General features: G+C 73.0%; 21 protein-coding genes. 8 read left to right on the forward strand and 13 right to left on the reverse strand.

The genetic code is table 11. The features are described 5' to 3' along the window. Positions 1-521, reverse strand: a 521-nt coding sequence (locus ACTHMS_RS10980) for an ATP-binding protein (protein ID WP_440306700.1), incomplete at its 3' end; no start/stop codon positions are given. A gap of 221 nt (positions 522-742) precedes the next feature. Between ACTHMS_RS10980 and ACTHMS_RS10985 the strand changes: the two genes are divergently transcribed. Further along, the gene (locus ACTHMS_RS10985; RefSeq protein ID WP_440306701.1) at positions 743-1,606 is read left to right on the forward strand and encodes a glycosyltransferase family 2 protein; all 864 of its coding nucleotides are present in this window, start codon (positions 743-745) and stop codon (positions 1,604-1,606) included. 2 nt (positions 1,607-1,608) lie between these two features. Here the strand turns inward: ACTHMS_RS10985 and ACTHMS_RS10990 are convergent, their stop codons facing one another. After that, a complete protein-coding gene (locus ACTHMS_RS10990; RefSeq protein WP_440306702.1) occupies positions 1,609-2,529 on the reverse strand; it encodes a glycosyltransferase family 2 protein in 921 nt (306 codons plus the stop codon). Positions 2,530-2,666: 137 nt separating this feature from the next. Here ACTHMS_RS10990 and ACTHMS_RS10995 point away from each other — a divergent pair, with 137 nt between their 5' ends. Genes ACTHMS_RS10995 through ACTHMS_RS11005 form a run of 3 tightly spaced genes read left to right on the forward strand, consistent with a single transcriptional unit; the run spans position 2,667 to position 6,480 of the window. Next, a complete protein-coding gene (locus tag ACTHMS_RS10995; protein ID WP_440306703.1) occupies positions 2,667-4,472 on the forward strand; it encodes a hypothetical protein in 1,806 nt (601 codons plus the stop codon). Further along, positions 4,469-5,224: a hypothetical protein gene (locus ACTHMS_RS11000; protein ID WP_440306704.1), complete on the forward strand. Its 756-nt coding sequence runs from the start codon at positions 4,469-4,471 to the stop codon at positions 5,222-5,224. Before ACTHMS_RS10995 ends, ACTHMS_RS11000 begins: the two co-directional genes overlap by 4 nt. After that, entirely contained in the window at positions 5,212-6,480 is a 1,269-nt protein-coding gene (locus ACTHMS_RS11005; protein WP_440306705.1) for a lipopolysaccharide biosynthesis protein, read from the forward strand. Before ACTHMS_RS11000 ends, ACTHMS_RS11005 begins: the two co-directional genes overlap by 13 nt. Here the strand turns inward: ACTHMS_RS11005 and ACTHMS_RS11010 are convergent. The 5 genes from ACTHMS_RS11010 to map form a co-directional block, all read right to left on the reverse strand. After that, a complete protein-coding gene (locus ACTHMS_RS11010) occupies positions 6,457-7,401 on the reverse strand; it encodes a glycosyltransferase family 2 protein (RefSeq protein WP_440306706.1) in 945 nt (314 codons plus the stop codon). The two genes, ACTHMS_RS11005 and ACTHMS_RS11010, sit on opposite strands and share 24 nt — an antisense overlap. Further along, positions 7,391-8,593, reverse strand: a complete 1,203-nt coding sequence (locus ACTHMS_RS11015) for a glycosyltransferase family 2 protein (RefSeq protein ID WP_440306707.1) — start codon at positions 8,591-8,593, stop codon at positions 7,391-7,393. The genes ACTHMS_RS11010 and ACTHMS_RS11015 overlap by 11 nt, the downstream gene beginning before the upstream one ends. A gap of 61 nt (positions 8,594-8,654) precedes the next feature. After that, the gene (locus ACTHMS_RS11020) at positions 8,655-9,677 is read right to left on the reverse strand and encodes a hypothetical protein (RefSeq protein WP_440306708.1); all 1,023 of its coding nucleotides are present in this window, start codon (positions 9,675-9,677) and stop codon (positions 8,655-8,657) included. A gap of 132 nt (positions 9,678-9,809) precedes the next feature. Continuing rightward, positions 9,810-11,024 (reverse strand): hypothetical protein, encoded by a 1,215-nt coding sequence (locus ACTHMS_RS11025; RefSeq protein WP_440306709.1) that lies wholly within the window; start codon positions 11,022-11,024, stop codon positions 9,810-9,812. Positions 11,025-11,343: 319 nt separating this feature from the next. Next, entirely contained in the window at positions 11,344-12,231 is an 888-nt protein-coding gene (map, locus tag ACTHMS_RS11030) for a type I methionyl aminopeptidase (RefSeq protein WP_440306710.1), read from the reverse strand. A gap of 29 nt (positions 12,232-12,260) precedes the next feature. Between map and ACTHMS_RS11035 the strand changes: the two genes are divergently transcribed. Beyond that, positions 12,261-12,464 carry a hypothetical protein gene (locus ACTHMS_RS11035; RefSeq protein ID WP_440306711.1) on the forward strand — a complete coding sequence of 68 codons (204 nt, stop codon included), beginning with the start codon at positions 12,261-12,263 and terminating at the stop codon, positions 12,462-12,464. 13 nt (positions 12,465-12,477) lie between these two features. Here ACTHMS_RS11035 and ACTHMS_RS11040 read toward each other — a convergent pair whose 3' ends face one another. After that, positions 12,478-14,181 (reverse strand): ribonuclease J, encoded by a 1,704-nt coding sequence (locus tag ACTHMS_RS11040; RefSeq protein ID WP_440306712.1) that lies wholly within the window; start codon positions 14,179-14,181, stop codon positions 12,478-12,480. 23 nt (positions 14,182-14,204) lie between these two features. Between ACTHMS_RS11040 and ACTHMS_RS11045 the strand changes: the two genes are divergently transcribed. After that, positions 14,205-14,543 (forward strand): hypothetical protein, encoded by a 339-nt coding sequence (locus ACTHMS_RS11045; protein ID WP_440306713.1) that lies wholly within the window; start codon positions 14,205-14,207, stop codon positions 14,541-14,543. A 101-nt stretch (positions 14,544-14,644) separates the two neighbouring features. Here the strand turns inward: ACTHMS_RS11045 and ACTHMS_RS11050 are convergent, their stop codons facing one another. The 4 genes from ACTHMS_RS11050 to ACTHMS_RS11065 form a co-directional block, all read right to left on the reverse strand. Beyond that, a complete protein-coding gene (locus tag ACTHMS_RS11050) occupies positions 14,645-15,682 on the reverse strand; it encodes a DUF559 domain-containing protein (protein WP_440306714.1) in 1,038 nt (345 codons plus the stop codon). 222 nt (positions 15,683-15,904) lie between these two features. Then, positions 15,905-16,393, reverse strand: a complete 489-nt coding sequence (locus ACTHMS_RS11055; protein WP_440306719.1) for a DinB family protein — start codon at positions 16,391-16,393, stop codon at positions 15,905-15,907. A gap of 2 nt (positions 16,394-16,395) precedes the next feature. Next, on the reverse strand, positions 16,396-17,022 hold the full coding sequence (locus ACTHMS_RS11060; protein ID WP_440306715.1) for a DedA family protein: 627 nt from the start codon (positions 17,020-17,022) through the stop codon (positions 16,396-16,398). Between the two features lie 9 nt (positions 17,023-17,031). Further along, positions 17,032-18,036, reverse strand: coding sequence for an NAD-dependent epimerase/dehydratase family protein (locus ACTHMS_RS11065; RefSeq protein ID WP_440306716.1), 1,005 nt, complete (start codon positions 18,034-18,036; stop codon positions 17,032-17,034). A 127-nt stretch (positions 18,037-18,163) separates the two neighbouring features. Between ACTHMS_RS11065 and fbaA the strand changes: the two genes are divergently transcribed. Further along, on the forward strand, positions 18,164-19,189 hold the full coding sequence (fbaA, locus tag ACTHMS_RS11070) for a class II fructose-bisphosphate aldolase (RefSeq protein ID WP_440306717.1): 1,026 nt from the start codon (positions 18,164-18,166) through the stop codon (positions 19,187-19,189). Positions 19,190-19,252: 63 nt separating this feature from the next. Here the strand turns inward: fbaA and ACTHMS_RS11075 are convergent, their stop codons facing one another. Further along, positions 19,253-20,677 carry an MFS transporter gene (locus ACTHMS_RS11075; protein ID WP_440306718.1) on the reverse strand — a complete coding sequence of 475 codons (1,425 nt, stop codon included), beginning with the start codon at positions 20,675-20,677 and terminating at the stop codon, positions 19,253-19,255. A gap of 67 nt (positions 20,678-20,744) precedes the next feature. Between ACTHMS_RS11075 and ACTHMS_RS11080 the strand changes: the two genes are divergently transcribed. Then, positions 20,745-21,437, forward strand: coding sequence for a TetR/AcrR family transcriptional regulator C-terminal domain-containing protein (locus tag ACTHMS_RS11080; protein WP_440306720.1), 693 nt, complete (start codon positions 20,745-20,747; stop codon positions 21,435-21,437). Positions 21,438-21,535 lie beyond the last annotated feature (98 nt).

Genomic DNA, 21,535 nt, shown 5'->3' on the forward strand with positions numbered 1-21,535 from the left:
CGCCCGGCGTCCTGCGCGAGGCCGCCGATGTCGGTGAGCAGCTCCACCAGATCGATCTCGATGTCGCCCGAGTCCGCCCGCCCCGGGACGGCGGCCACGTCGATCCCGGGCTGCCAGCGCTCGCGCAGCTTCGGGGGCGGTCGTCCCGGCACCGCATCCTCCCGCAGGGCGAACGACTTCAGGACGCCGAGCACGTGGTCGGTCTCGCCCCTGTTCGACCCGCCGAGCTCGCGCACGGCCAGGTGCAGCGCGGCCGCGAGCGGGCGCCGCAGCGGCTGGTCGGGCCGGGCCTCGAGCTTGCCGGTGCCCCACCCGCGCCGGACGGCGGACGAGCGCGTGGCGTTGAGCAGCACCGTCTTGCCGACGCCGCGCAGGCCCGTGTGCACCATCGAGCGCTCGGGACGACCGCGGGCGATGCGCTCGAGCACGACGTCGAAGCCCTGCAGTTCGGCGTCGCGGCCGGCGAGCTCGGGCGGTCGCTGCCCGGCGCCCGGCGCGTACGGGTTGCGGACCGGATCCATGATCGGACCGTATCGGCTTCTCTACCGCTCACCGGAGACATCGGTAGATGCGGCGATCGTGTCGCGTCCCGGGCCCAAGGTCCCAGCCCACCGTCCGCGCGCGGGGGACCTCCGGTCTGCGTCGTCGGGTCGTCCGCACCGTTCCGTCCCGAACCGCTCGTGGCGGCGCGGCGGGCGTCGAAGGGGGGATGACACCCCCGGTCGCCACGAGAGGCTCCCTGTTGAGCGTGCACGCCCCGGCCATCGCCGCCCGTCCGACGCGCCTGCCGTCGCTCGCCCCCACCGTCTCGATCGTCGTGCCTGCGAAGAACGAGGCGCGCAACCTCGAGATCGTGCTGCCGCAGCTGCCCGACGTGCACGAGGTGATCCTCGTCGACGGCAACTCGACCGACGACACCGTCGAGACCGCGCGCCGCGTGCGTCCCGGCATCAAGGTCGTGCGCCAGACCCGCCGCGGCAAGGGCAACGCCCTGGCGTGCGGCTTCGCCGCCGCGACCGGCGACATCATCGTCATGTTCGACGCCGACTGCTCGGCCGACCCGGCCGAGATCCCCGCCTTCGTCGACGCGCTCATCCTCGGCGCCGACTTCGCCAAGGGCTCGCGCTTTACCCGCGGCGGTGGCAGCGCAGACATCACCCGGCTGCGTCGGGCCGGCAACTGGTTCCTCAACCTGATCGCCAACAGCATCCTGGACACCCGGTACACCGATCTCTGCTACGGCTACAACGCCTTCTGGGCACACGTGCTCGACCACCTCGAGCTGCCCGGGATCGCGACCCCCGCGCCGGCCGGCACCGACATGGTGTGGGGCGACGGCTTCGAGATCGAGACGGTGATCAACTGCCGGATCGCCGTGGCCGGCCTGCGCATCGCCGAGGTGCCGAGCTTCGAGCAGCTGCGGGTGCACGGCGAGAGCAACCTCAACGCGGTCACCGACGGGCTGCGCGTGCTGCGCACCCTCGGCACCGAGCGCCGCCGCGCCCGCCGACTGCGTCGTGCGGCCGAGGCCTCAACGGTCGTTGCAGCGCCCGAGCGCACCACCGCGCCGCGGCGCAGCGCCCTCGCGCTCGGAGAAGCCGCCTGACCTCAGCCCCGCCCACGCGCCGCGGCGACCCGTCCGGCGAGATAGCCCCACACGGTCGCGGCGAGACCGAGCACGATCGCTCCCGCACGCAGCGCCGCGCCGGAGCGCGGCCGGCGCACCGCGTCCGCGCATTCGCGCAGGACGCCGGTCGGCAGCACCACGGTCGTGTACCGCCGCTCGGTGGTGAGGGCGCCGGTCGTGCCGAGCAGGTCGCTGAGTTCGGCCTTGCCGCGGCCCTCGTGGTAGCACCGGCGCACGAAGAAGCCGAAGGTCGACCGTTCCGGCGGCACGTGGTGCACGACAGCCGCGCGCTCGACGTAGCGCCACTCGCCATCCGTCGCCGCCATGCGGATGCACAGATCGGTGTCCTCGGGACGCGAGTGATTGCCGAGCTTCCCGAAGCCGGTGCGGAAGCCGCCGACGGCGTCGAAGGCCTCGCGGCGCACGGCCATGTTCTCGGCCCACACGTTGCGCACGCGCCCGTCCGCGGGCGCGAAGCCGCGGTGCGTGGCGCCGACGACCCAGGCGAACTCGACGGGGAACCAGCGCGGCGCCGCGGCCGACCACCCCGGACGCACGTGGCCGCCGGTGCCGACCACCTGCGGGGACGCGAACGGCGCGACGAGGGCCTCGAGCCAGTCCGGGTCGGCCTCGGCGTCGTCGTCCAGGAAGCAGATGATCTCGGTGGCCGCCGCGGACGCGCCGGTGTTGCGGGCGCCGGACGCGCCACGCTCACTGGCGTTCGCGAGCACGGTGATCGGCAGCCGTTCCTGCTCGAGGCGTCGCTGCAGGCCAGGGTTGTGGTCGACGACGACGATGAGCTCCGCGGGTGGCGCGGTCTGCCGCAGCACGCTCTCGATCGCCGCCCTCAGCAGCCGCCACCGCTCGTCGGTGTGGCACGCGATGACGACGGTGGTCTGCATGGCTCCCTCGACACGACGCCGGTGCTGTCAGCGACCGTACGGCACGCCCGGTCACGCACCCCGGATGATCATGCCGCGCCACGGGGGCTGGCTAGGCTGACGGCACACGTCCCTCGACGGCGATGGGAGTAGCGCGGGTGTCGGCTGTCGCCGCGTCGGGCGCCGCAGCACGCCGCCGTGTCACGTCGCCCGAGCCGGACATCGCCTGGCACGTCGTCGCCATGTGCGCCGGGCTGCTGCTCGTCGCCGTCGCCGACGCGCTCGCCCGCACCGGCCACGCCGGTGGCACGGCGCTGTTCTGGCTCGGTGAGATCGTGGTGATCACGCCGATGGCGGCGCTCGCGGTGACGCCGGCGCGGTCGCCGCGGCGGTTCGCGGTGGCCGTCGGCGCATTCGCCGTCGTCACCGCGTCGACGCGCTGGCTGTACAGCCCGGCCCGCTTCGCCTTCCCCGACGAGCTGCAGCACCTGCTGGCGACGCAGAACCTGCTCGCGCAGGGCCGCTTCGGCATCGCCAATCCCGCGCTGCCCATCGAGTCGTCGTACCCGGGGCTGCCGGTGGTGGGCGGCCTGCTGGCCCGGCTCACCGGGCTCGGCGTCGAACCGGCCGGCATCGTGGTCGGCGCCGCCTGCCACGTGGGCACCGTGCTGCTCGTGGCGGCCGTGCTCACCCGGCTGCTGCCGGACACGCGCGCCGCGGCCGTCGGTGTCGTCGTCTATGCCGCGAACCCGGGGCTGGCGCGCTTCATGGCCTTCTACGTGTACGAGAACCTGGCGCTGGTGTTCGCGTCGTTCGCCGTCGTGTGCGCGCTGACGCTGCCGGGCGTCGCGGACGTCCGACGCCGCCGGGCGCTGTTCGCCGCGGCGGCCGTGGCCTCCCTCGCCACCGCCATCACCCATCACGTCACCTCGATCGTGCTGCCCCTCGCGTTCGGCGCGTGCGCGCTGTGGGCGCGCCGCTCGCGCTCGGCGGCCGCCGCGCGGCCGGTCGTGATCCTCGCCGTGACGTCCGGGCTCGTCACACTGGTCTGGCTCGCCGCGGTCGCGCGCGGCACCTGGGCCTACCTGCAGCCGTACACGGTGCAGCTCGGCGCCGCCCGTGCGACGCCGCAACGGCTCCGCGGCGACGGCGTGCGCGCGGTGCTGCCGTCCACCCCGCCCCTCTGGGAGCTGCTGCTCGGTGCGGCCGGCTTCGTCGCGCTGCTGGTCGCATGCACCTGGGCCGCAGTGGCCACATGGCGGGCCGGACGGCGGTGGCACGCCGTGCTGCCCGCGGTCGCCGCCCTCGGTCTGGCGGTGCTGGCCGCCGCCCGGGTGCTGTCGCCGCGCGGCAGCGAGCTCACCGGCCGGTCGGGCCCGTTCCTGTACGTACCGGTGGCGCTCGCCGTCGCGGGGCTGGTGGGTGCGGCGGCGACGGCCGGACGCCGCCGGTCGGTGTCCGCCGCCGTCCTGGTCGCCGTCGTCCTGGCCGGCGTGTGCATCTCGTGGCCGGTGTTCTGGGAACGGCTGCCGGGCGGATCGCCCGCAGCGACGGTCTTCGAGCGTGGCGTGGACGCGCGCATCGTGGCGGCCGCCGAGTGGGTCGGGCGCCACACACCGACCGGCAGCCGCGTCGCGGCCGACGACAACGGCCTGGTCGAGGTCGAGACCCGCGCGCATCGCGACGCGGTGCCCGGACTCGCCGACGTCTTCTACCGCGCGACGCTCGACGACCGGGTGCTCGGCGAACTGCGCAGCAACCGCGTCGACTACGTCTGGGTCGACCGCCTGCTGTCGCGGGCGCCCGCGGCGGACGACCTCTACTACGGCGGCGACGGCGTCCGGTACACCACCGCGCCGACCGCCGCTGCGCTGGCGAAGTTCGACGCCGCCACCGCTGTCGACTGCGTCTTCGACAACGGCGAGATCGCGATCTACGACGTGCGCGGGCTGGTGCGCGGATGACCACGTCGACCCTCACCACGCGGCCGCTGGTCGTCGGCTGGACCGTCGTCGTGCTCGCCGCCGCGACGGTGACCCTGTCGACGGGCGGCGGGGTGTCGGCGTGGGCCGGCGCGGTGCTCGCCGCGGCGGCCCTGTCGGTGCCCGGCCGGCTCGGCGCGCGGCGCCTGTTCCCCGACCCGGACGACGTGCTGCCGCGGCTCGGCGCGACCGTGGCGCTCGCGCTGCTGGTCGCGCTGTTCGTCGGCGTGGTGCTGGTGGCGCTGCCGGTCACGTTGTCGCGGCCCGTCGTCGTCTGGACGACAGTGGTGGCCGGCGCGGTGGCGTCGCTGGCTGCGGGCGGCGGCGCCGGACCGGCGCGCCCGAGCCGGTCGCTGCGTGTGACGCCCGCGCGCCTCGCGGCGATAGCCGCGTGCGGCGCGCTCGTCGCGGCGACCGTCGGTGTGACGGTGGTGTCGCAGCGGCACGCGCCGGCCGCGCGCGAGGCCACGGCGATGTGGGCCGTGCCGGTCAGCCGCACGGCGAGCGGCGAGGTCGTGCGAGTCACCGTCGAGAGCCACGAGCAGGGCAGGGCGGCCTTCGTGCTGCGGCTGCTGGACGGCTCGCAGGTGCGTGACCTGCCGCTCGTGTTGGCAGCAGGTCAACAGCGCGGGGTGGAGGTGACGGTGCCGGCGGGTCACGACGTCGTCTGCCGCCTGGTGCGCAGCGACCGGCCCCGAACCCCGGTCGTCCGGCAGCTGCGATGGAACGCGTGATGCGGGTCAGCCCGGTGCTGCGCGGGGCGGCGTCGCTCTACGGCAGCACGGTGATCACCTCGGCGCTCGGCTTCTTCTTCTGGCTCGTCGCGGCCCGCACGGTCGACCCGGCCGATGTCGGACGCAGCTCGGCGACCATCGCCGCCGCCTCGCTCGTCGGCGCCATCTGCCTGTTCGGCCTCGGCACCCTCGCGATCGCCGAGCTCGCCGACGACCGCTCGGCCGCGCGGCGCATCATCAGTTCGACGGGGGCCGCGGCGACCCTGCTGTCGCTGCTGGGTGCCGTGGTCGTCGCGGTGATCGCCGCTGCCGATGGGCACCACACCGTGCTCGACACCGGCTCACCGCTGGCCGTGACGCTGTTCCTGGTGCTCGGCGCGGCGAGCGGTGCGACGCTGCTGCTCGACGACGTCTCGGTCGGCCTGCTGCGTGGCAGCATCCAGCTCACCCGCAACACCGTGGCCTCGGCGACGAAGCTCGTGCTGCTGCCGGTGCTGGTGGCGGCCGGTCTGTTCGACGGCACGACCCGCATCGTGCTGTCGTGGACGGTGACGCTCGCGCTCTCGGTGGTCGTCGCGCTCGTGCTCGTCGATCGCGCCACGGACGCCGGCACCTGGCGCCCGTCGCTGACCTATCTGGTCGCGCGGCGGCGGCTCATCGGCGCGCACCACTTCCTGAACCTGTCGGTCTCGGCACCCCGCCTGGTCTTCCCGGTCGTGGTCGCCGCCGCACTCGGCGCGCGTGCGAACGCGGGGTTCACCGCCGCGATGCTGGTGACCAGCTTCGCCACCATCGTCCCGACGCACCTGTCGACCGCCCTGTTCGCGGTGACACCGGGTGACGACGAGCGGCTCGGTCATGAGTGCCGTGCCAGCATGCGCATCTGCACCGCCCTGAGCGTGGTCACGGCCGTCGTCTTCGGCTTCGGCTCGCACCTGATCCTGCGGATCTTCAACCCGGCCTACGTCGATGCCACGACGGCGATGGTCTGGCTCGGCTTCACGACGCTGCCGGCGACGGTGAAGGCCCTCTACGTCGTGATCGCGCGGGTGCACGGACGCATGGCGCGTGCCGCCGTCGCCTCGACCGCGACGGCCGGCCTGCAGGTCGTCGCTGCGGTCATCGGCGCCGCGGTCGGCGGGCTCGGCACGGTCGGCTTCGCCATCCTGCTCGCCCAGGTCGTCGAGGCGCTGATCTTCCTGCCGCCGGTGCTGGCCGTGTTGCGCAGACCGTCAGCCGCGGTCGCCTCGTCCTGATCGGCTCGATGACGAGCGGGCCCGCGCGGCGGCCGCACGCAGCCGGGACGGCACCAGCGTCACGATCCCGAGGATCGACCAGGCCTCGCGGCGCGCCGCCCGCGTGCGCGCCGCGGCACGTACGACCTCCCACCAGCCGCGTCGATCACCCTGCGCGGCGGCGAGCGGCGCCGTGACCGTCAGCAGCCCTTCGGCGTGGGCGCGGGCGCCGAGCCGGCGGATGCGGTCGTCGAACCAGGCGCGGCTGACCCGCCAGGAGGTGCGCGACGACGCCGAGCCGCCGGTCGGGGCGACCCGGTATCGGACGAGGGCGTCGGGCAGCATCACCACCTCGATGCCGGCGTCCTCGAGCAGCAGCAGGTGCGACCAGTCCTCGTGGATGCGCTGCTCGTGCACCTCGGCCGCACGTGCCGCGGCCGAACGCGGCAGCAGCAGCATCGAGGGCATCAGCACCGCCTCGAACGGGTCGACGGTGTCGCGGGTGAACAGGTAGTCGGCGAGCGGGACGTCCGGCGTGGTGAGCCGGCGGGGCACGACGTCGTGCGTGCCGTCGGGATGCACGCGGGTCACGCGGCAGGCGACGACGCGCGGCCTGGTCGCGTCGCGGGCCGCGGCGAGCTGTCGCTCGATCTTGTGCGGCGCCCACGTGTCGTCGTCGTCGAGGTAGGCGATCCAGTCGGCGTCGGTGACGCCGAGCCCGAAGAGGCGAGCGGCGCCGGGACCGCCGTTCACCGGTGTGGCGACGACGCGCACGCGGGGGTCGTCGCGCAGGTCGGCCGCCAGCGCGAGGTCGCGCGGCCCGTCGGCGACGACGACCACCTGCATGGCCGGATGGGTCTGGGCGAGCGCGCTGCGCACCGCGTCGTCCAGCGTCGGCCCGCCGATGGTCGGGATGATCGCGGCCACCGGCTCAGCGGGCACGGTGCCCTCCACGAGCGGTGAGGCGCAGGCGCAGGTACACCGGCGCGCCGGCGAGATAGCCGAAGTACTTGCCGCGCACCACCGAGCGCGGCAGCTCGAGTCCCATGTCCGCCCGGCCCATCGCGGCGCTGCCTCGCAACGCCCTGAGCGCAGCGGGTGCCGAGCGCAGCAGCCTCCACACGAGGCGGGGGTGCCGGACGAGCAGTGCGGTGTAGAAGGCGGTGAGCCCGCGCCCGTACCCGACGAACTGCGCCTCCAACTCGTGCAGTTCGCGCCGGTGCCGGTGCCGTGTCACGGCCGTCGGCTCGTAGACGATGCTGCCGCCGGCGAGCAGCACCTCGGTGAAGAAGAGTGTGTCCTCGCCGCCGCGCGTCACCGTCCCGGCGCCGAGGCACTCGTCGAACCGGCCGACCCGGCGGTACACCCAGGCCGGCGCCGCGAAGTTGGCGCCGACCCCGAACGGCGGCAGCGGCAGCAGCGGGTCGACCGTCGTCCGGTCGAAGACCTCCCTCGCGAAGCCACGCCCCTTCGAGTGGCCGCCGTAGAGCTCGAACAGCTGCTGGGCCGGCGTCTCGAGCTCGGCCGGCAGCACCGTGCCCGACACCGCCCAGGCCTGCGGCACCTCGGCGAACGCGGCCAGCAGGCCGGCCAGCCACCCGGGCTCGGCGGTCTCGTCGTCGTCGAGCCACGCGACGACCGCACGCTCGTCGTCGACGGCTCCCAGCCCCGTGTTGCGCGCGATCGACAGGCCGGGCCGTGGCTCGGGCACGTACCGCACCCGCACGCCCGGTGGCATCGCCGCGCCCGTGACGACCTGCTCGGTGGCGCCTCGTCCGGGCGCGTTGTCGACGACCACGACCTCGAACTCGGCGACGGTCTGGACGGCGAGGCTGGCGAGCAGCCGCTGCAGTTCGTCGGCGTTGTCGCGGGTGCAGATGACGACGACCGGCGTCGCCGCAGGCCGGCCCGCCTGCGGTCGTGACACGACCGGTGTCGTGGGTCGCGCTGCTGCCGCCGCGATGTCGTCGTCGGTCGGTGCGTGATCGAAGGCGTCGGTGTACGCCGTGCCCGTCACGACGCCGCCGACCCGGCTGATGACCAGCAGACGCAGCGGGGGTGCCAGGTCGTCGGGACGCCGCACGACGGGCTCGTCGCCGCCGAAGTCGACCTCGGCGATGCCGAAACGGATCACGCGGCGGCCACCTCCTCAGAAGCAGCCTGCCCCATGCCCGATCTTGTCCCGTCGGCCGGTGTCAGGACGCCTCGTGCCACAGGCGGCGATAGGTCGCCGCCGACCGGACGAGCGGGCGGCCCCGGAGCGCGCTGTCGTCGTCGTCGAAGTACGCCTCGTAGGCGAGCTCTCGGGCATGGGCGGTGAAGAAGGCGTGCATGCCGGAGACGAACGTCGGGTCGTCGTGGTCGCGTCCTGCGGCGTGCAGGCCCCACTGCGGCACGGCGAAGCGCTTGTGGTGCCGGCGTGCGAAGGCGAGCCAGGCGTCCAGGCCGTGGTCGGCGGCCGCCCAGTTGCGGAACCGGGCGGCAGAGTCCGCGGCGACCCACCCGTCGTCGAAGACGTCGAGGCCGACGACGTCGACCACGTCGTCACCCGGGTAGAGCTCGAACGGGTCCGGGTCGCCGGCGGCGCGTCCCCAGCTGCCGTCCCAGTCGATCGTCGCGTCGGGCAGCACCGTGGTCAGCAGCCGGCTGACGCGCCGGAAGGCCGCCACGTACGTGCGCGCCCGGTCGGTGTGCCAGGGCATCGACGCGAGGTCGAAGTCCCAGCCCAGCCGCAGGTCGGCGCGGCGGCGGCCAAGGGCGGCGAGGTGCCGGGCGTAGGCGGTGAACCACCGGTCGGCCGCACCCGCGGCGACCTCGGCGAGGGTCGTGTCGCCCAGCGTGAGCGGCACGGCGATCGACAGCCGCCCGGGGAAGTCGCGGTACTGCTGCACGCACCACAGGTCGCCGGCGAACGCGGCCCAGCTGCTGCGGTCGGTGAAGACCGTGGCGACGTCGACCGTGCTGCCGCGCCAGGTGCCGAAGGCCTGGGCCGCCGCCGTGTCGATGCCGTGCCCGGCGTAGACACCGCTCGCCCAGCCGCGGAGTTGCGCGCTCGCGGTCGGGACGGCGCGCACGGCGGCGACGGCGGTCGCGTGCACGGGCGACGACGGGGCCGTCCGCATCGCGTCCGTGGCGGACGACCCGGCCGAGCACCCCGTGGCCACGACGGCGGCGCCCATGGCGAGGGCTGCCGCGAGGCGGCGGGGACGCAGGTTCACGAAGGCTCCGGCGGCTCGGTGCGGGTGACGTCCCCTCCTTGATCGTGCACCTGCGTCCGCGCTGAAGTGATCAGGGCAGGGTGCGGGACGTCCGCCCGCGACCGACGGGGCTTTGGGCCCACTGCGGGGTGATCAGGCCGCGGCGCCGCTCCACTGCGCGCGGTACTCGGCGGCCGAGCGGGTCAGCGACGTCGCGCCGCCGGTCGTGTAGAACGCCGAGTTCGTGTCGTTGAAGTAGGCCTCGTAGGCCAGGTCCGCCGCGTGCGCGCGGAAGAAGCCGACCATGCCGTCGATGAACGCCGGGTTGTCGCCGTCGGCCTCGTTGGCAAGGTCACCCCACTCGGGCAGCGCCAGCTTCTTGCCGTGCTGCTGGGCGAAGGCGAGCCACGCGTCCAGACCGTGGTCGGCCGCCGCCCAGGTGGCGAACTCGGCCGCGGTGCGGGCGGGCACCCAGCCGCCGTCGTAGGCGTCGAGGCCGACGACGTCGACCACGTCGTCGCCCGGCCAGAGCTCGGTGAACGGGTCGTGCCCCGACTGGCTGCCGCCCCAGTTGCCGTTCCAGTCGATCGTCGCCTGCGGCAGCACCGTCTTGAACAGTCGTGCGACGTGGCGGAAGGCCGCGACGAAGGCGGTGGGGTCGGTGGCGCTCCACGGCATCCAGTCGCCGTTGAACTCCCAGCCGATGCGCAGGTCGGCGGTGCCGCGGCCGAGTGCGGCGAGGTTGTGCGCGTAGGTCGTGAAGTACTGGTCGGCGGCGCCGTTCGCGACGTCGGCGAGGGTGGTGCTGCCGAGGGTGAGCGGGATGCCGATCGAGATCCGGCCCGCGAAGCCCTGGTACTGCTGCACGCACCACATGTCGTCGGCGAAGTTCGCCCAGCTGCTGCGATCGGTGTAGACGGTCGCCAGGCCGACCGGCGCGCCGCGCCAGGTGCCGAACCGGGTCGCCGCCGCCGCGTCGATGCCGTCGCCGGGGTAGACACCGCTCGTCCAGGTCACGCCGCTCGGCGTCGGGGCGGGCGTCGGGGTCGGGCTCGTCGTGGGCGCGGGCGTCGGGCTCGGTGCGGGGCTCGTCGTCGGGGCAGGTGCCTTCACCGGGTGCTTGGTCGGAGCGCTGGTCGCCGGAGCCTTGGCCGCCGTCGTCGAGGTGGGGCGCGGTGCCGTGTGCCGCGGCGCGCGGTGCTTGCGGTGCACGGGCTTGCGGTGCGCGGCCTTGTGGTGCTTGGCGCCGGACGAGTGGGCGCTGCGGTGACGCGCGCTGGCGTCGGCCGAGCCGGCGATCACGACCGTGAGGGCGGAGAGCAGGGCGAGGACGACCACGGCGGCGAGGCTGCGGCGGGCGAAGGACATGCAGGAGGCTCCGGGCGATCGATGCGACACGACCCCCGCCGTGTGAGTTCGCCGTTAAGTAGACAGGACGAAGGTCCCGGACACAAGTCCGCACCGTCCCGTGCCCCAGGTCCCGAGTTCGGGCTGCAGGGGTCCTGTTCCGCGGGAACCGCTCAAGTCGAACCGCCCGGTTCGTGGGGTTCGGCGGTGGTTCGCGGCGTGCCGACGGACGTGCCGGGCCGTCGTGGGGCGCGGACCGCCAGTCGGGTGATCGGGTGAGAGTGTGGCCGAAGGTCCCGACCGATTTGTCAGGTCTGGGACGGGTCGGGTCCGGGGCGTGTCAGGCCGCGGAGGAGGGCAGGGTGAGGATCTCGGCCCCGTCGTCGGTGACGACGAGGGTGTGCTCCCACTGCGCCGTCCACGAGCCGTCGGCGGTGAGGATCGTCCAGTCGTCGTCCCACGAGTACCAGCGCTCGCCGCCGAGGGTGAGCATCGGCTCGATGGTGAAGGTCATCCCGGGCTGCATGATCGTGTCGGCGCGCGGCTCGTCGTAGTGCAGGATCGTCGGCTTGGTGTGGAAGCTCGGCCCGACGCCGTGGCCGGTGTAGTCGCGCACGACGCCGTAGCCGAAGCGCTTGGCGTAGCTCTCGATGACGCGTCCGATCACCGAGATCGGGCGCCCGGGGGCGACGGCCTTGATCCCGCGCAGCATCGCCTCGCGGGTGCGCTCGGACAGCTCGCGCACCGCCGGGTCGACGTCCCCCACCAGGAACGTGGCGCAGTTGTCGCCGTGCACGCCGCCGATGTAGGCGGTGATGTCGACCTTGACGATGTCGCCGTCGCGCAGCTCGCGCGAGTCGGGGATGCCGTGGCAGATGACCTCGTTGACGCTGGTGCACAGCGACTTCGGGAAGCCCTTGTACCCGAGCGTCGAGGGGTAGGCGCCCCGGGCGACCATGAACTCGTGGCCGATGCGGTCGAGCTCGTCGGTGGTGACGCCGGCGGCCACGTGCCTGCCGACCTCGACGATGGCGTCGGCGGCGATGCGTCCGGCGACGCGCATGCGGGCGATGGTGTCGGCGTCCTTCACCATCGGGTCGTCGAAGTCGACCTTCGTCCCCGGCTTGGCGTCGACGTAGTGGGGCCGCTCGATCGAGCGTGGCACGCCGCGGCGCGGCGAGACGCTGCCCTGCTCGATCGGCGCCGGCGGGCGCAGCACTGCGGTCATGCGTCCATTCTGCCGGGTATGACGACGGCATGGCTCGCGGCGATCATCCGATGCGCACCCCGTTCTACGGCGCGCTGCTCATCGTCGCCGCGATGCTCGCGGGCGTGGCCGTCACCGCCTGGACGCACCCGCCCACGGCTGTCCGCGCGGTCGTGCTGGTCGTCGCGCTCGTCGCCGCCCTGGCCGGGCTGCTGATGACGCTGCGCGACAACACGCCGCCGCGCCGCCGGTGACCCGATCGACCGATCAGACCTCGACGACCATCGGCACGAGCATCGGACGCCGCCGGTACTCGCGGTCGACCCAGCGTCCCACCGTGCGGCGCACCAGCTGCTGCAGCGCGTCGACGTCGCGGGCACCGTCGCGCACGGCAGCCTCGACCACCTCGGTGAGCTCGGCCTGGATCGGCTTGAGCGCCTCGGGGTCGTCGCTGAAGCCGCGCGCGGTGATCTCCGGGCCGAACACCACCTTGCCGGCGTCGAGGTCGACCGCGACGAGGATCGACAGGAAGCCCTCCTCGCCGAGGATGCGGCGGTCCTTCAGCGTGGGCTCGCCGATGTCGCCGACCTCCGACCCGTCGACGTAGACGTAGCCGACGTGGATGCGGCCGCTGATCCGGGCGACGCCGTCGACGAGGTCGACGCAGGTGCCGTCCTCGGCGAGCATGATCCGCTCGTCCGGCAGGCCCGTGCTGCGGGCGATGTCCGCGTGCGCGCGCAGGTGCCGCCACTCGCCGTGCACGGGCATGTGGTTCTTCGGCCGCACCGCATTGAGCAGGTAGCGCAGCTCGCCCGCGGGCGCGTGCCCGCTGACGTGCACGAGCGCCATCGACTTGTGCACGACGGTCGCGCCGAGGCGCGACAGGCCGTTGATCACCTGGCCGACCGACGTCTCGTTGCCCGGGATGAGCGAGCTGGCCAGCAGGATCGTGTCGTCGGGCACGATCCGCACGGTCTGGTGGTCGCGGTTGGCCATGCGCGACAGCGCCGACAGCGGCTCGCCCTGCGACCCGGTCGAAATGAGCAGCACCCGCCGGCTCGGCAGTTCCTCGGCGAGCTTGAGGTCGATCAGCAGGTCGTCGGGCACCTCGAGCAGGCCGAGGTCGCGGGCGATCTGCATGTTGCGCACCATGTTGCGTCCGACGAGGGCCACCTGGCGGCCGGCCTGGACGGCGGCGTCCATGACCTGCTGCACGCGGTGCACGTGCGAGGCGAAACAGGCCACGATGACGCGTCCGCGGGCCTTGAGGATGACGTCGTTGACGACCTTGCCGACGTCGCGCTCGCTCGGGATGAACCCGCCGACCTCGGCGTTGGTCGAGTCGGCCAGCAGCAGGTCGACGCCCTCGTCGCCGAGGCGGGTGAAACCGTTGAGGTCGGTGAGGCGTCCGTCGAGCGGCGTCTGGTCCATCTTGAAGTCGCCGGTGTGCAGGATCGTCTGCCCGCCGACCCGGATCGCCACCGCCATCGCGTCCGGGATCGAGTGGTTGACCGCGAAGAACTCGAGGTTCCACGGGCGGACGTCGACCCGCTCGCGCTCGGCGACCTGGCGCAGGTCGGGCTTGCGCAGCTGGTGCTGCTCGAGCTTGGCGGCGACGAGCGCGAGGGTGAGCCGCGAGCCGTAGACCGGGATGTCGCGGCGGTCGCGCAGCAGGTACGGCAGCGCGCCGATGTGGTCCTCGTGGCCGTGGGTGAGCACGACCGCGTCGATGTCGTCGAGCCGGTCGGCGAAGGCCGACCAGTCGGGCAGCGTGATGTCGATGCCGGGGGAGTTGGTCTTGCCGAGCAGCATGCCGCAGTCGACGATCAGCAACCGGCCGGGTCGTCCATCGGGTGAGTGCTCGAAGACGGTCATGTTGCGACCGATCTCCTTGATGCCACCGAGGGCGACGATGCGCACGCCGCCCGCGGCCAGGGCCGGCGGGGGACCGAGCTGGGGTTCGGGCGCCACGTCCCGAGGCTATCGTTCCGCCCATGACCGCTGCCGCCGCCACCGCGACCGCCACCGACGCCCCCGCGGCGCTGGTCGCCGTCGACGCCTCGAGCCTGACGACGATCGGCATCGGCGTCATCGTCGGACTGGTCGTGCTCGGCCTGCTCATCGGCCTGGTGATCACCGCGATCATCGGCCGGATCGTCGTCGCCCTCGTGGTCGTCGTCGCCGCCGTCGTGGTGTGGCAGCAGCGCACCGCCATCCAGGACAAGGTCGACAAGGCCGTCCAGGAGCACCGCTGCGACCTCTCCGCCTCCTTCTTCGGCCTCAAGGTGGACGCGCCCCAGAAGCTCCGCGACGCCTGCCACGCCGACTCCTGACCCCGGTTGGGCCGCAGGACGCTCGACCCGCCCAGATGGTCGTCCACAGGCGGTCCGGGTGACATCCCGGGCGGGTCGATGCGTTCGACCCGCCGCCGTCGTCAGCCGACCAGCGCGGCCCAGAGACGCGCTCGTGTCTGCGGCCAGTAGCGCATGACGTCCTCCCAGGTCACCCGCTCGATCCGGTAGCCCAGCGCGCGGAGCCTCGCCTCGCGCAGTTTCTCCCTCCGGAGCTCTTCGGCCGTGTACTTCGAGAGGCCGTCGATCTCGACGATCAGCCGTTGCTCGCGGAACAGCATGTCGACGCGGTAGGTGACGCCACGGGTCGTGATGGCGACCTGGAGCTCCGGTACGGGAAAGCCGTCCTCGATCATCACCAGCCGGGTGATCGACTCGAACGGCGACTCCGCCTTGCCCGACGCGTGGGGCAGGACCTCGGCTGCCCTCCGTACGCCCGGGAAGCCTCGGACCGACGCCACGGCCTCCGCGAGGTCGGCGGGACCGCACAGCTCGTCGCGCAGCGCGGCATCTGCGGCCATCACGCCGTCGAGACGGTCGAACCGCGCGACGTCGACCACCGCCCGGCTGGGCACGACGATCGGCATGCCGTACCAGGTCGTGATGTGCTGGACGGCGACGCGACCGCCTCGCACGAGCACTTGACGGCGGTTGCCGGTGGTGTCGGTCGCGCGTGTGACGACCTCGGGACGCGGCGGCACGGCCAGCGTCGGCAGGCCATGGGTGATCGCCGCGCTTCTCGCTCCGGCCAGATGCTCCGGACGCGAAAGGACCACGCCGGCGGTGGCCAGCACGTGCCGCCGTCGCTCGGCGACGTGGTCGTCGTCGCGGTCGACGATCACCGGTGAGAGGACGCCGTAGGCCGGGGCCCACCACGTCCGGCGCCGCAACGCTCGCCTGATGTCGACGGCGGTCATCCCGTGCGCGTGCGCCTGGGCGGTGGTGATCACGAAGCCCTGCCGCGCTGCGAGTTCGCGTAGCGCATCACCCTGGCACCGCCGCGCCTGGGCCCGCCACCACGACCGCCATCGGTCACCCGCCGTGATCGGCCTGGTCGGTCGCGGTCCGCGTTCGATGATGTCGTCGATCAGCCAGTCGGAGTCGTCGTCGACGCGATGCATCCGAGGATCGTCGCGGCCGGCGGGCTCGCCGACGTCCGTCGTCCACAGGCTGTGGAAGCCAGTGGCGTCACGGGCGCGATCGGTCGACCGCCCGAGACGGTCACCAGCGTCGACGCGCGGTGACCACCCCGGCGGGTCGAACGCGTCGACCCGCCCGCGATGCCGCCGAGCGGCCGCCGCGGTGACCTTGGCGGGTCGAGCGCATCGACTCGCCCAGGCGAACTACAGCGGGGTGAGGAGTTGTTCGCGGAGGATGTCGCCGTGGCCGGCGTGACGGGCGAGCTCGCGGATCACGTGGTGGTGGATCCAGCGCAGCGAGAGCGTGCCCATGTGCGGGTGGTCGACGGTCGCGTCCAGGTCGAAGCCGGCGACGATCGCGCGCGAGTCGGCGACGGCGGCGTCGAATCCGGCGAGCACGGACGCGATCGTGTCGGCCTCGTCCAGCAGGAAGGAGTCGGCCGAGTCGGTGGGCATGCCGAGCTCCGCCCGCGTCGCCCGACGGCCGAGGTAGACGGTGTACCAGGCGCGCTCGACGAAGGTGCAGTGCTTGACCAGTCCGAGCAGCGTCGTACGCGACGCCACCAGCCGCGAACGCGCCTGCGTCTCGGTCAGGTCGTCCAGCAGCGCCCGCACCTCGAGGCGCTGGTCGTCGACGAACGCCTCGAGCACCGCACGCTCACCGCCGGTGCCGACCAGCAGCGACGGCGGCATGCTCACCGGCGTCGGCTGCCGCGCCGGGACTGCACGAGGTGCACGAGCGCGGGGATCAGGCCGATCACGACGACGATCACGACGAAGTAGTCGACCCAGCTCTCGTGCTCGCGCACGAACCGGTTGTGGCCGAGGGCGTAGCCGATGAGCAGGATGCCGTCGGTCCAGACGATGCCGCCGAGTACGGACGCCAGCGTGAACCGCGGCACCGGCATGCGGGCCACGCCCGCCATCACCGGCGCGACGGTGCGCACGACCGGCACGAACCGCGCGACGAACACCGTCGGCCAGCCGAAGCGGTCGAAGAACGCCTGCGACCGCGTCACGTACTCGGGCTTGAACAGCCGCGAGTCGGGACGGTCGAAGACCACGGGTCCGGCCCGGCGCCCGATCGCGTAGCCGACCAGGTTGCCGACGATCGCGGCGAGCGGGCAGACGATCAGCCACGCCCAGATCGGGGTCTTCAGCGTGCCGATCGAGACCGAGATGCCGGCGGCGAGCAGGATCGTGTCGCCGGGCAGGAAGAACCCGATGAGCAGGCCGGTCTCGGCGAACAGCACCGCCGCCAGGCCCGCCAGGCCGAAGTCGCTGAGCAGGGTGCTGGGCCCGAGGACGCTGGCCAGGTGCATTCCCTGATCCTAGGGAGCGGGCGCGGACGCCTCGTGCGACCGCCAGCCGGCGATCAGGTCGGCTTCACGCTGCGGTGCGAGCCCGGGTGCCATTGCCGTCGGCCGCCACGACGGCAGCGACCGCTGCCACGCCCACGTGTCGGCGACGGTCTCGGCGAGCGGACGCCACCGCATGCCCGCCGCCTCGGCCTGCGCGACGTCGCCCTCGAACAGGCCCGGCGAGCCGGGCGCCCACAGCGGCAGCTCCGTCCACGCCGCGACGTCCTGCGCCGCGAGCCACCCGTCGGCGACCCACACGAGCTCGGGGGACGCGCCGGTCGCGGCGACGCATGCGGCCATGAGGTCGGCCCGCGTGTCGCGTCCCGGCGCACCCGGCAGCACGAACGTCCCGGACGCACCGATGAGCGCGAACCGCGCGAGGTCACGCGCGTCGATCACCGCCATCGGATCGCCCGGCGCACCCGGCACCAGCACCTCGCCGGCCCGCGCCACCCGGTCGAGCCACCAGGGCAGCCGCCCGACCGCCGAGTCGTGCGGCCCGACGATCGCGCCGGCCCGCAGCAGCGAACAGCGGTCGCCGAGCGCCCGCTGCACCGCAAGTTCGCAGCCGACCTTGAAGCGGCCGTAGTTCTCGGGCGAGCGCTCACCGGTCGCGTCCGGGTCGCCGTCGAAGGTCGGACGCAGCCAGTACTCCGCGTCCTCCGGCCAGGCCGGATACACGCTGATCGACGACACGAACGCGTAGTGGCCGACCGTCGGCGCGAGCACGGCCGCCGACGCCGCGACGTCGGCGGGCACGTAGCCGCAGGTGTCGACGACCAGGTCGAAGCGCCGCCCGCGCAGCTGCTCGAGGTCGGCGGGCGACGACCGGTCACCGACCAGCTGCGTCACCCCGGCCGGCGCCGCTCCCGAGCGTCCGCGATTGAACACGGTGACGGACGCACCGAGCGCGAGCGCCTCGTCGACCACCGCCCGCCCGAGGAACACCGACCCACCGAGCACCAGGACGTCCATGCCCGCAGTCGATCACGAGCGCGATGTCACGGGCAGTCCGGTTCGCGCAGGGCGAAGTCTCGGGTACGCGATACTTCGACACGAGGAACACGAGCGACACGAACGGATCCTGACGAGGGGAACGGCCATGCCCATCGCAACGCCCGAGATCTACGCCGACATGCTCGACCGCGCGAAGGCCGGCGGGTTCGCCTACCCGGCCATCAACGTCACGAGCAGCGAGACGCTGAACGCCGCGCTCAAGGGCTTCGCCGACGCCGGCAGCGACGGCATCGTGCAGGTGTCGACGGGCGGCGCCGAGTTCGCGTCCGGGCTGAACGTGAAGGACATGGTGACCGGCGCCGTCGCGCTCGCCGAGTACGCGCACGTCGTCGCCGCGAAGTACCCGGTGAACATCGCGCTGCACACCGACCACTGCCAGAAGGAGAAGCTGGACAGCTACGTGCGTCCGCTGATCGCGATCAGCCAGGAGCGCGTCGACCGCGGCGAGAACCCGCTGTTCCAGTCGCACATGTGGGACGGCTCGGCGATCGAGCTGCAGGAGAACCTCGAGATCGCGCAGGAGCTGCTCGAGAAGGCGGCGAAGGCGCGGATCATCCTCGAGCTCGAGATCGGCGTGGTCGGCGGCGAGGAGGACGGCGTCGTCGGCGAGATGAACGAGAAGCTCTACACCGCCCCGGGTGACGCAGTGCGCACCGCCGAGATGCTCGGCCTCGGCGAGAAGGGCCGCTACCTGCTCGCCGCCACCTTCGGCAACGTGCACGGCGTCTACAAGCCGGGCAACGTCAAGCTGCGCCCGTCGATCCTCAAGGACCTGCAGGACGAGGTCGGGCAGAAGTTCGGCAAGGAGCGGCCGTTCGAGCTGGTCTTCCACGGCGGCTCGGGCTCGGCGCTCGAAGAGATCCGCGAGGCCGTCGGCTACGGCGTCGTGAAGATGAACGTCGACACCGACACCCAGTACGCGTTCACCCGTGAGATCGCCGGCCACATGTTCACCAACTACGACGGCGTGCTCAAGGTCGACGGCGAGGTCGGCAACAAGAAGGCCTACGACCCGCGCAGCTACCTCAAGGTCGCCGAGGCCGGCATGGCCAAGCGCGTCGGCGAGGCCTGCGAGGCGTTGCAGTCGGCGGGGACGTCCGCCTCCGCCTGAGGCCGGACGCAGCGAGCGGGGCGGCTCCTTGCCGAGCCGCCCCGTCCACGCCGTGCGTCGGTGTCAGCCGGCCAGCACGAGCTCGTCGCGCAGCGGCGGCACCTCGTCGCGGCGGGTACTGCGCAGGCCGACGAACGCGGCGACTCCGCCGGCGGCCACGAGCACCGCGGCGACGATCAGCCCGGCACGGTAGCCGGACAGAAACGCGTCGAGCGGCGTGTGCCCGGCGTGCAGCGCCGACGTCTGCCGGGCCGTGAGCACCGCCCCGATGACGGTGATGCCGAGCAGCCCGGCCACCTCGCGGGCCGCGTTGAAGATCCCGGACGCGACACCCGCCTGCTCGACCGGCATGGCGCTCACGACGAGGTCCGTCAGCGGCACCGACAGCCCGCCGCCGATGCCGATGAGCGCGAAGCTCGGCATGATCGCGAGGTAGGACGCGTCCGAGCCGAGCAGGCTCACCGAGCCGATGCCCGCGGCCATGAGCGCCATCGCCAGCCCGACCGCGCGGTGGGCGCCCATCGCCTTCGCGACCCGCTCGGACACGATCGCCCCGACCGCCATCAGCAGCGCCATCGGCACGAAGGCGGCGCCCGCCTCGGTCGGCGAGAAGCCGAGCACGTCCTGCAGGTACAGCGACGTGAAGAAGTAGATGCCGAACAGGCCGAAGCCCCACATGACGATGGCGACGATGCCGCCGGTGAAGACGCGGTCGGTGAACAGCCGCACGTCGACCATCGGCTCGGCCACGCGGGTCTCGACGGCCACGAAGGCGACGAGCGCGAGGGCGGCGATCGCGAAGCACGTCATGATCGGCGTCGAGGTCCAGCCGCGGTCGTGACCCTCGATGAGCGCGTAGGTCAGCGCGAAGAGCGTGGTCGCCGAGAGCACGAGGCCGGGCAGGTCGAGCGACACCCGGCGACGCTCATCGTCGCCGATCGCCCACGCCGCGAGCGCCATGGTCACCACGCCGACCGGCACGTTGATGAAGAAGATCCAGCCCCAGCTCAGGTGTTCGCTGATGAGCCCGCCGAGCAGCGGGCCGAGCGCGAGCGCGAGGGCGCCGACCGCGCTCCAGAGTCCGATCGCGCGGGTGCGCTCCTTCGGATCGGTGAACGTCGACGAGATCAGCGCCAGCGTCGTCGGGGTGACGAGCGCGGCGCCGAGGCCCTGCACCGCCCGTGCGCCGATGAGCACGCCGACGCTGCCGGCGAGACCGGCGGCCAGCGAGGCCGCGGTGAAGACGCCCAGGCCCAGCAGGAACAGCCGGCGGCGGCCGAACAGGTCGCCGAGACGTCCGCCGGCGAGCAGCAGGCCCGCGAACACCAGGATGTAGCCGCTCGCGACCCACTCGAGGCCGGTCGTGGTCAGGTGCAGGTCGCGCTGGATGGCCGGGATCGCCACGTTGACGATGTTGTTGTCGAGGTAGGTCATGAACGTCGCGAGCGACACGGCGATCAGGGTCGGGAGCGGACGGGTGGCTCGCATCGAGGCCTCCTATACGGCGTAAATGTACGCTGTAAAGCTAGCCCTCTACGGTGTAAAGTTGTCAAGTGTGATGGCGAAGAATTCATCGAGGCCCGAGCTGAGCCGCGACGCGATCGTCGAGCGGGCGCTCGAGATCGGGGACGCCGAGACGCTCGACGCCGTCACCATCCGCCGCCTCGGCCAGGAGTTCGGTGTCACCCCGATGGCGCTCTACTGGCACGTCAAGAACAAGGACGAGCTGCTCGACGCGATGGGTGACGCGTTGTTCGCGGCGCTGGTCGTGGAGGCGTCCGACGACGAGGCGTGGGACGTGCAGCTGCGGGCGATCGTGCAGGGACTCGTCCAGGCGCTGCGTCGGCACCCGGGCTCACGCGAGCTCGCCTACCGCCGGATCATGCAGTGCGCCGTGGGGCTGCAGCTGACCGAGCGCACGCTGCGGCTGCTGCGGCGCGCGGGCTTCGCCCCGCGCCAGGCCGCCGACATCGCCATGCACGCGCTGCAGCTGGCGGTCATGCTCGTGCAGTCCGAGCCGGGTGCCGAGGCCGGCTGGACCGAGGACGACGCCGCCACCCGCATCGCCGAGAAGCGCGCCGCCGTCGAGCAGCTGCCCGCCGACGACTTCCCGTACCTGCGCGAGCTGGCGCAGTACATGTTCGACTGCGACGACCCCGACGCCTTCTACGACTTCAACATCGACCTCTTCATCGCGGGCGCGCGCTCGACGCTCACCGCCGGTGAGACGGCAGAATCACCCGCGTGACGCACGCACACGGCGACCTGCTCAACCCACCGACGAAGCTGCCGGACGACCCGGCGGTGCCGCTGCTCGAGGCCGGCCGCGACGCCGCCAAGGTGGCC

This window comes from Jatrophihabitans sp. (assembly GCF_051960575.1).
Lineage (GTDB): Bacteria > Actinomycetota > Actinomycetes > Mycobacteriales > Jatrophihabitantaceae > JBQCEE01.

What these genes read in the sequence shown, in the direction of transcription:
- ACTHMS_RS10990 (WP_440306702.1), bottom strand. Translation starts at nt 2,529, where the DNA reads ATGCAGACCACCGTCGTCATCGCGTGCCACACCGACGAGCGGTGGCGG.
- ACTHMS_RS11055 (WP_440306719.1), bottom strand. Translation starts at nt 16,393, where the DNA reads ATGCCGCCGTCGCTGCTGGTCGGCACCGGCGGTGAGCGTGCGGTGCTC.
- ACTHMS_RS11035 (WP_440306711.1), top strand. Translation starts at nt 12,261, where the DNA reads ATGGCTCGCGGCGATCATCCGATGCGCACCCCGTTCTACGGCGCGCTG.
- ACTHMS_RS11005 (WP_440306705.1), top strand. Translation starts at nt 5,212, where the DNA reads ATGGAACGCGTGATGCGGGTCAGCCCGGTGCTGCGCGGGGCGGCGTCG.
- ACTHMS_RS11060 (WP_440306715.1), bottom strand. Translation starts at nt 17,022, where the DNA reads ATGCACCTGGCCAGCGTCCTCGGGCCCAGCACCCTGCTCAGCGACTTC.
- ACTHMS_RS11000 (WP_440306704.1), top strand. Translation starts at nt 4,469, where the DNA reads ATGACCACGTCGACCCTCACCACGCGGCCGCTGGTCGTCGGCTGGACC.
- map (WP_440306710.1), bottom strand. Translation starts at nt 12,231, where the DNA reads ATGACCGCAGTGCTGCGCCCGCCGGCGCCGATCGAGCAGGGCAGCGTC.
- ACTHMS_RS11025 (WP_440306709.1), bottom strand. Translation starts at nt 11,024, where the DNA reads ATGTCCTTCGCCCGCCGCAGCCTCGCCGCCGTGGTCGTCCTCGCCCTG.
- ACTHMS_RS11075 (WP_440306718.1), bottom strand. Translation starts at nt 20,677, where the DNA reads ATGCGAGCCACCCGTCCGCTCCCGACCCTGATCGCCGTGTCGCTCGCG.
- fbaA (WP_440306717.1), top strand. Translation starts at nt 18,164, where the DNA reads ATGCCCATCGCAACGCCCGAGATCTACGCCGACATGCTCGACCGCGCG.
- ACTHMS_RS11050 (WP_440306714.1), bottom strand. Translation starts at nt 15,682, where the DNA reads ATGCATCGCGTCGACGACGACTCCGACTGGCTGATCGACGACATCATC.
- ACTHMS_RS11045 (WP_440306713.1), top strand. Translation starts at nt 14,205, where the DNA reads ATGACCGCTGCCGCCGCCACCGCGACCGCCACCGACGCCCCCGCGGCG.
- ACTHMS_RS11065 (WP_440306716.1), bottom strand. Translation starts at nt 18,036, where the DNA reads ATGGACGTCCTGGTGCTCGGTGGGTCGGTGTTCCTCGGGCGGGCGGTG.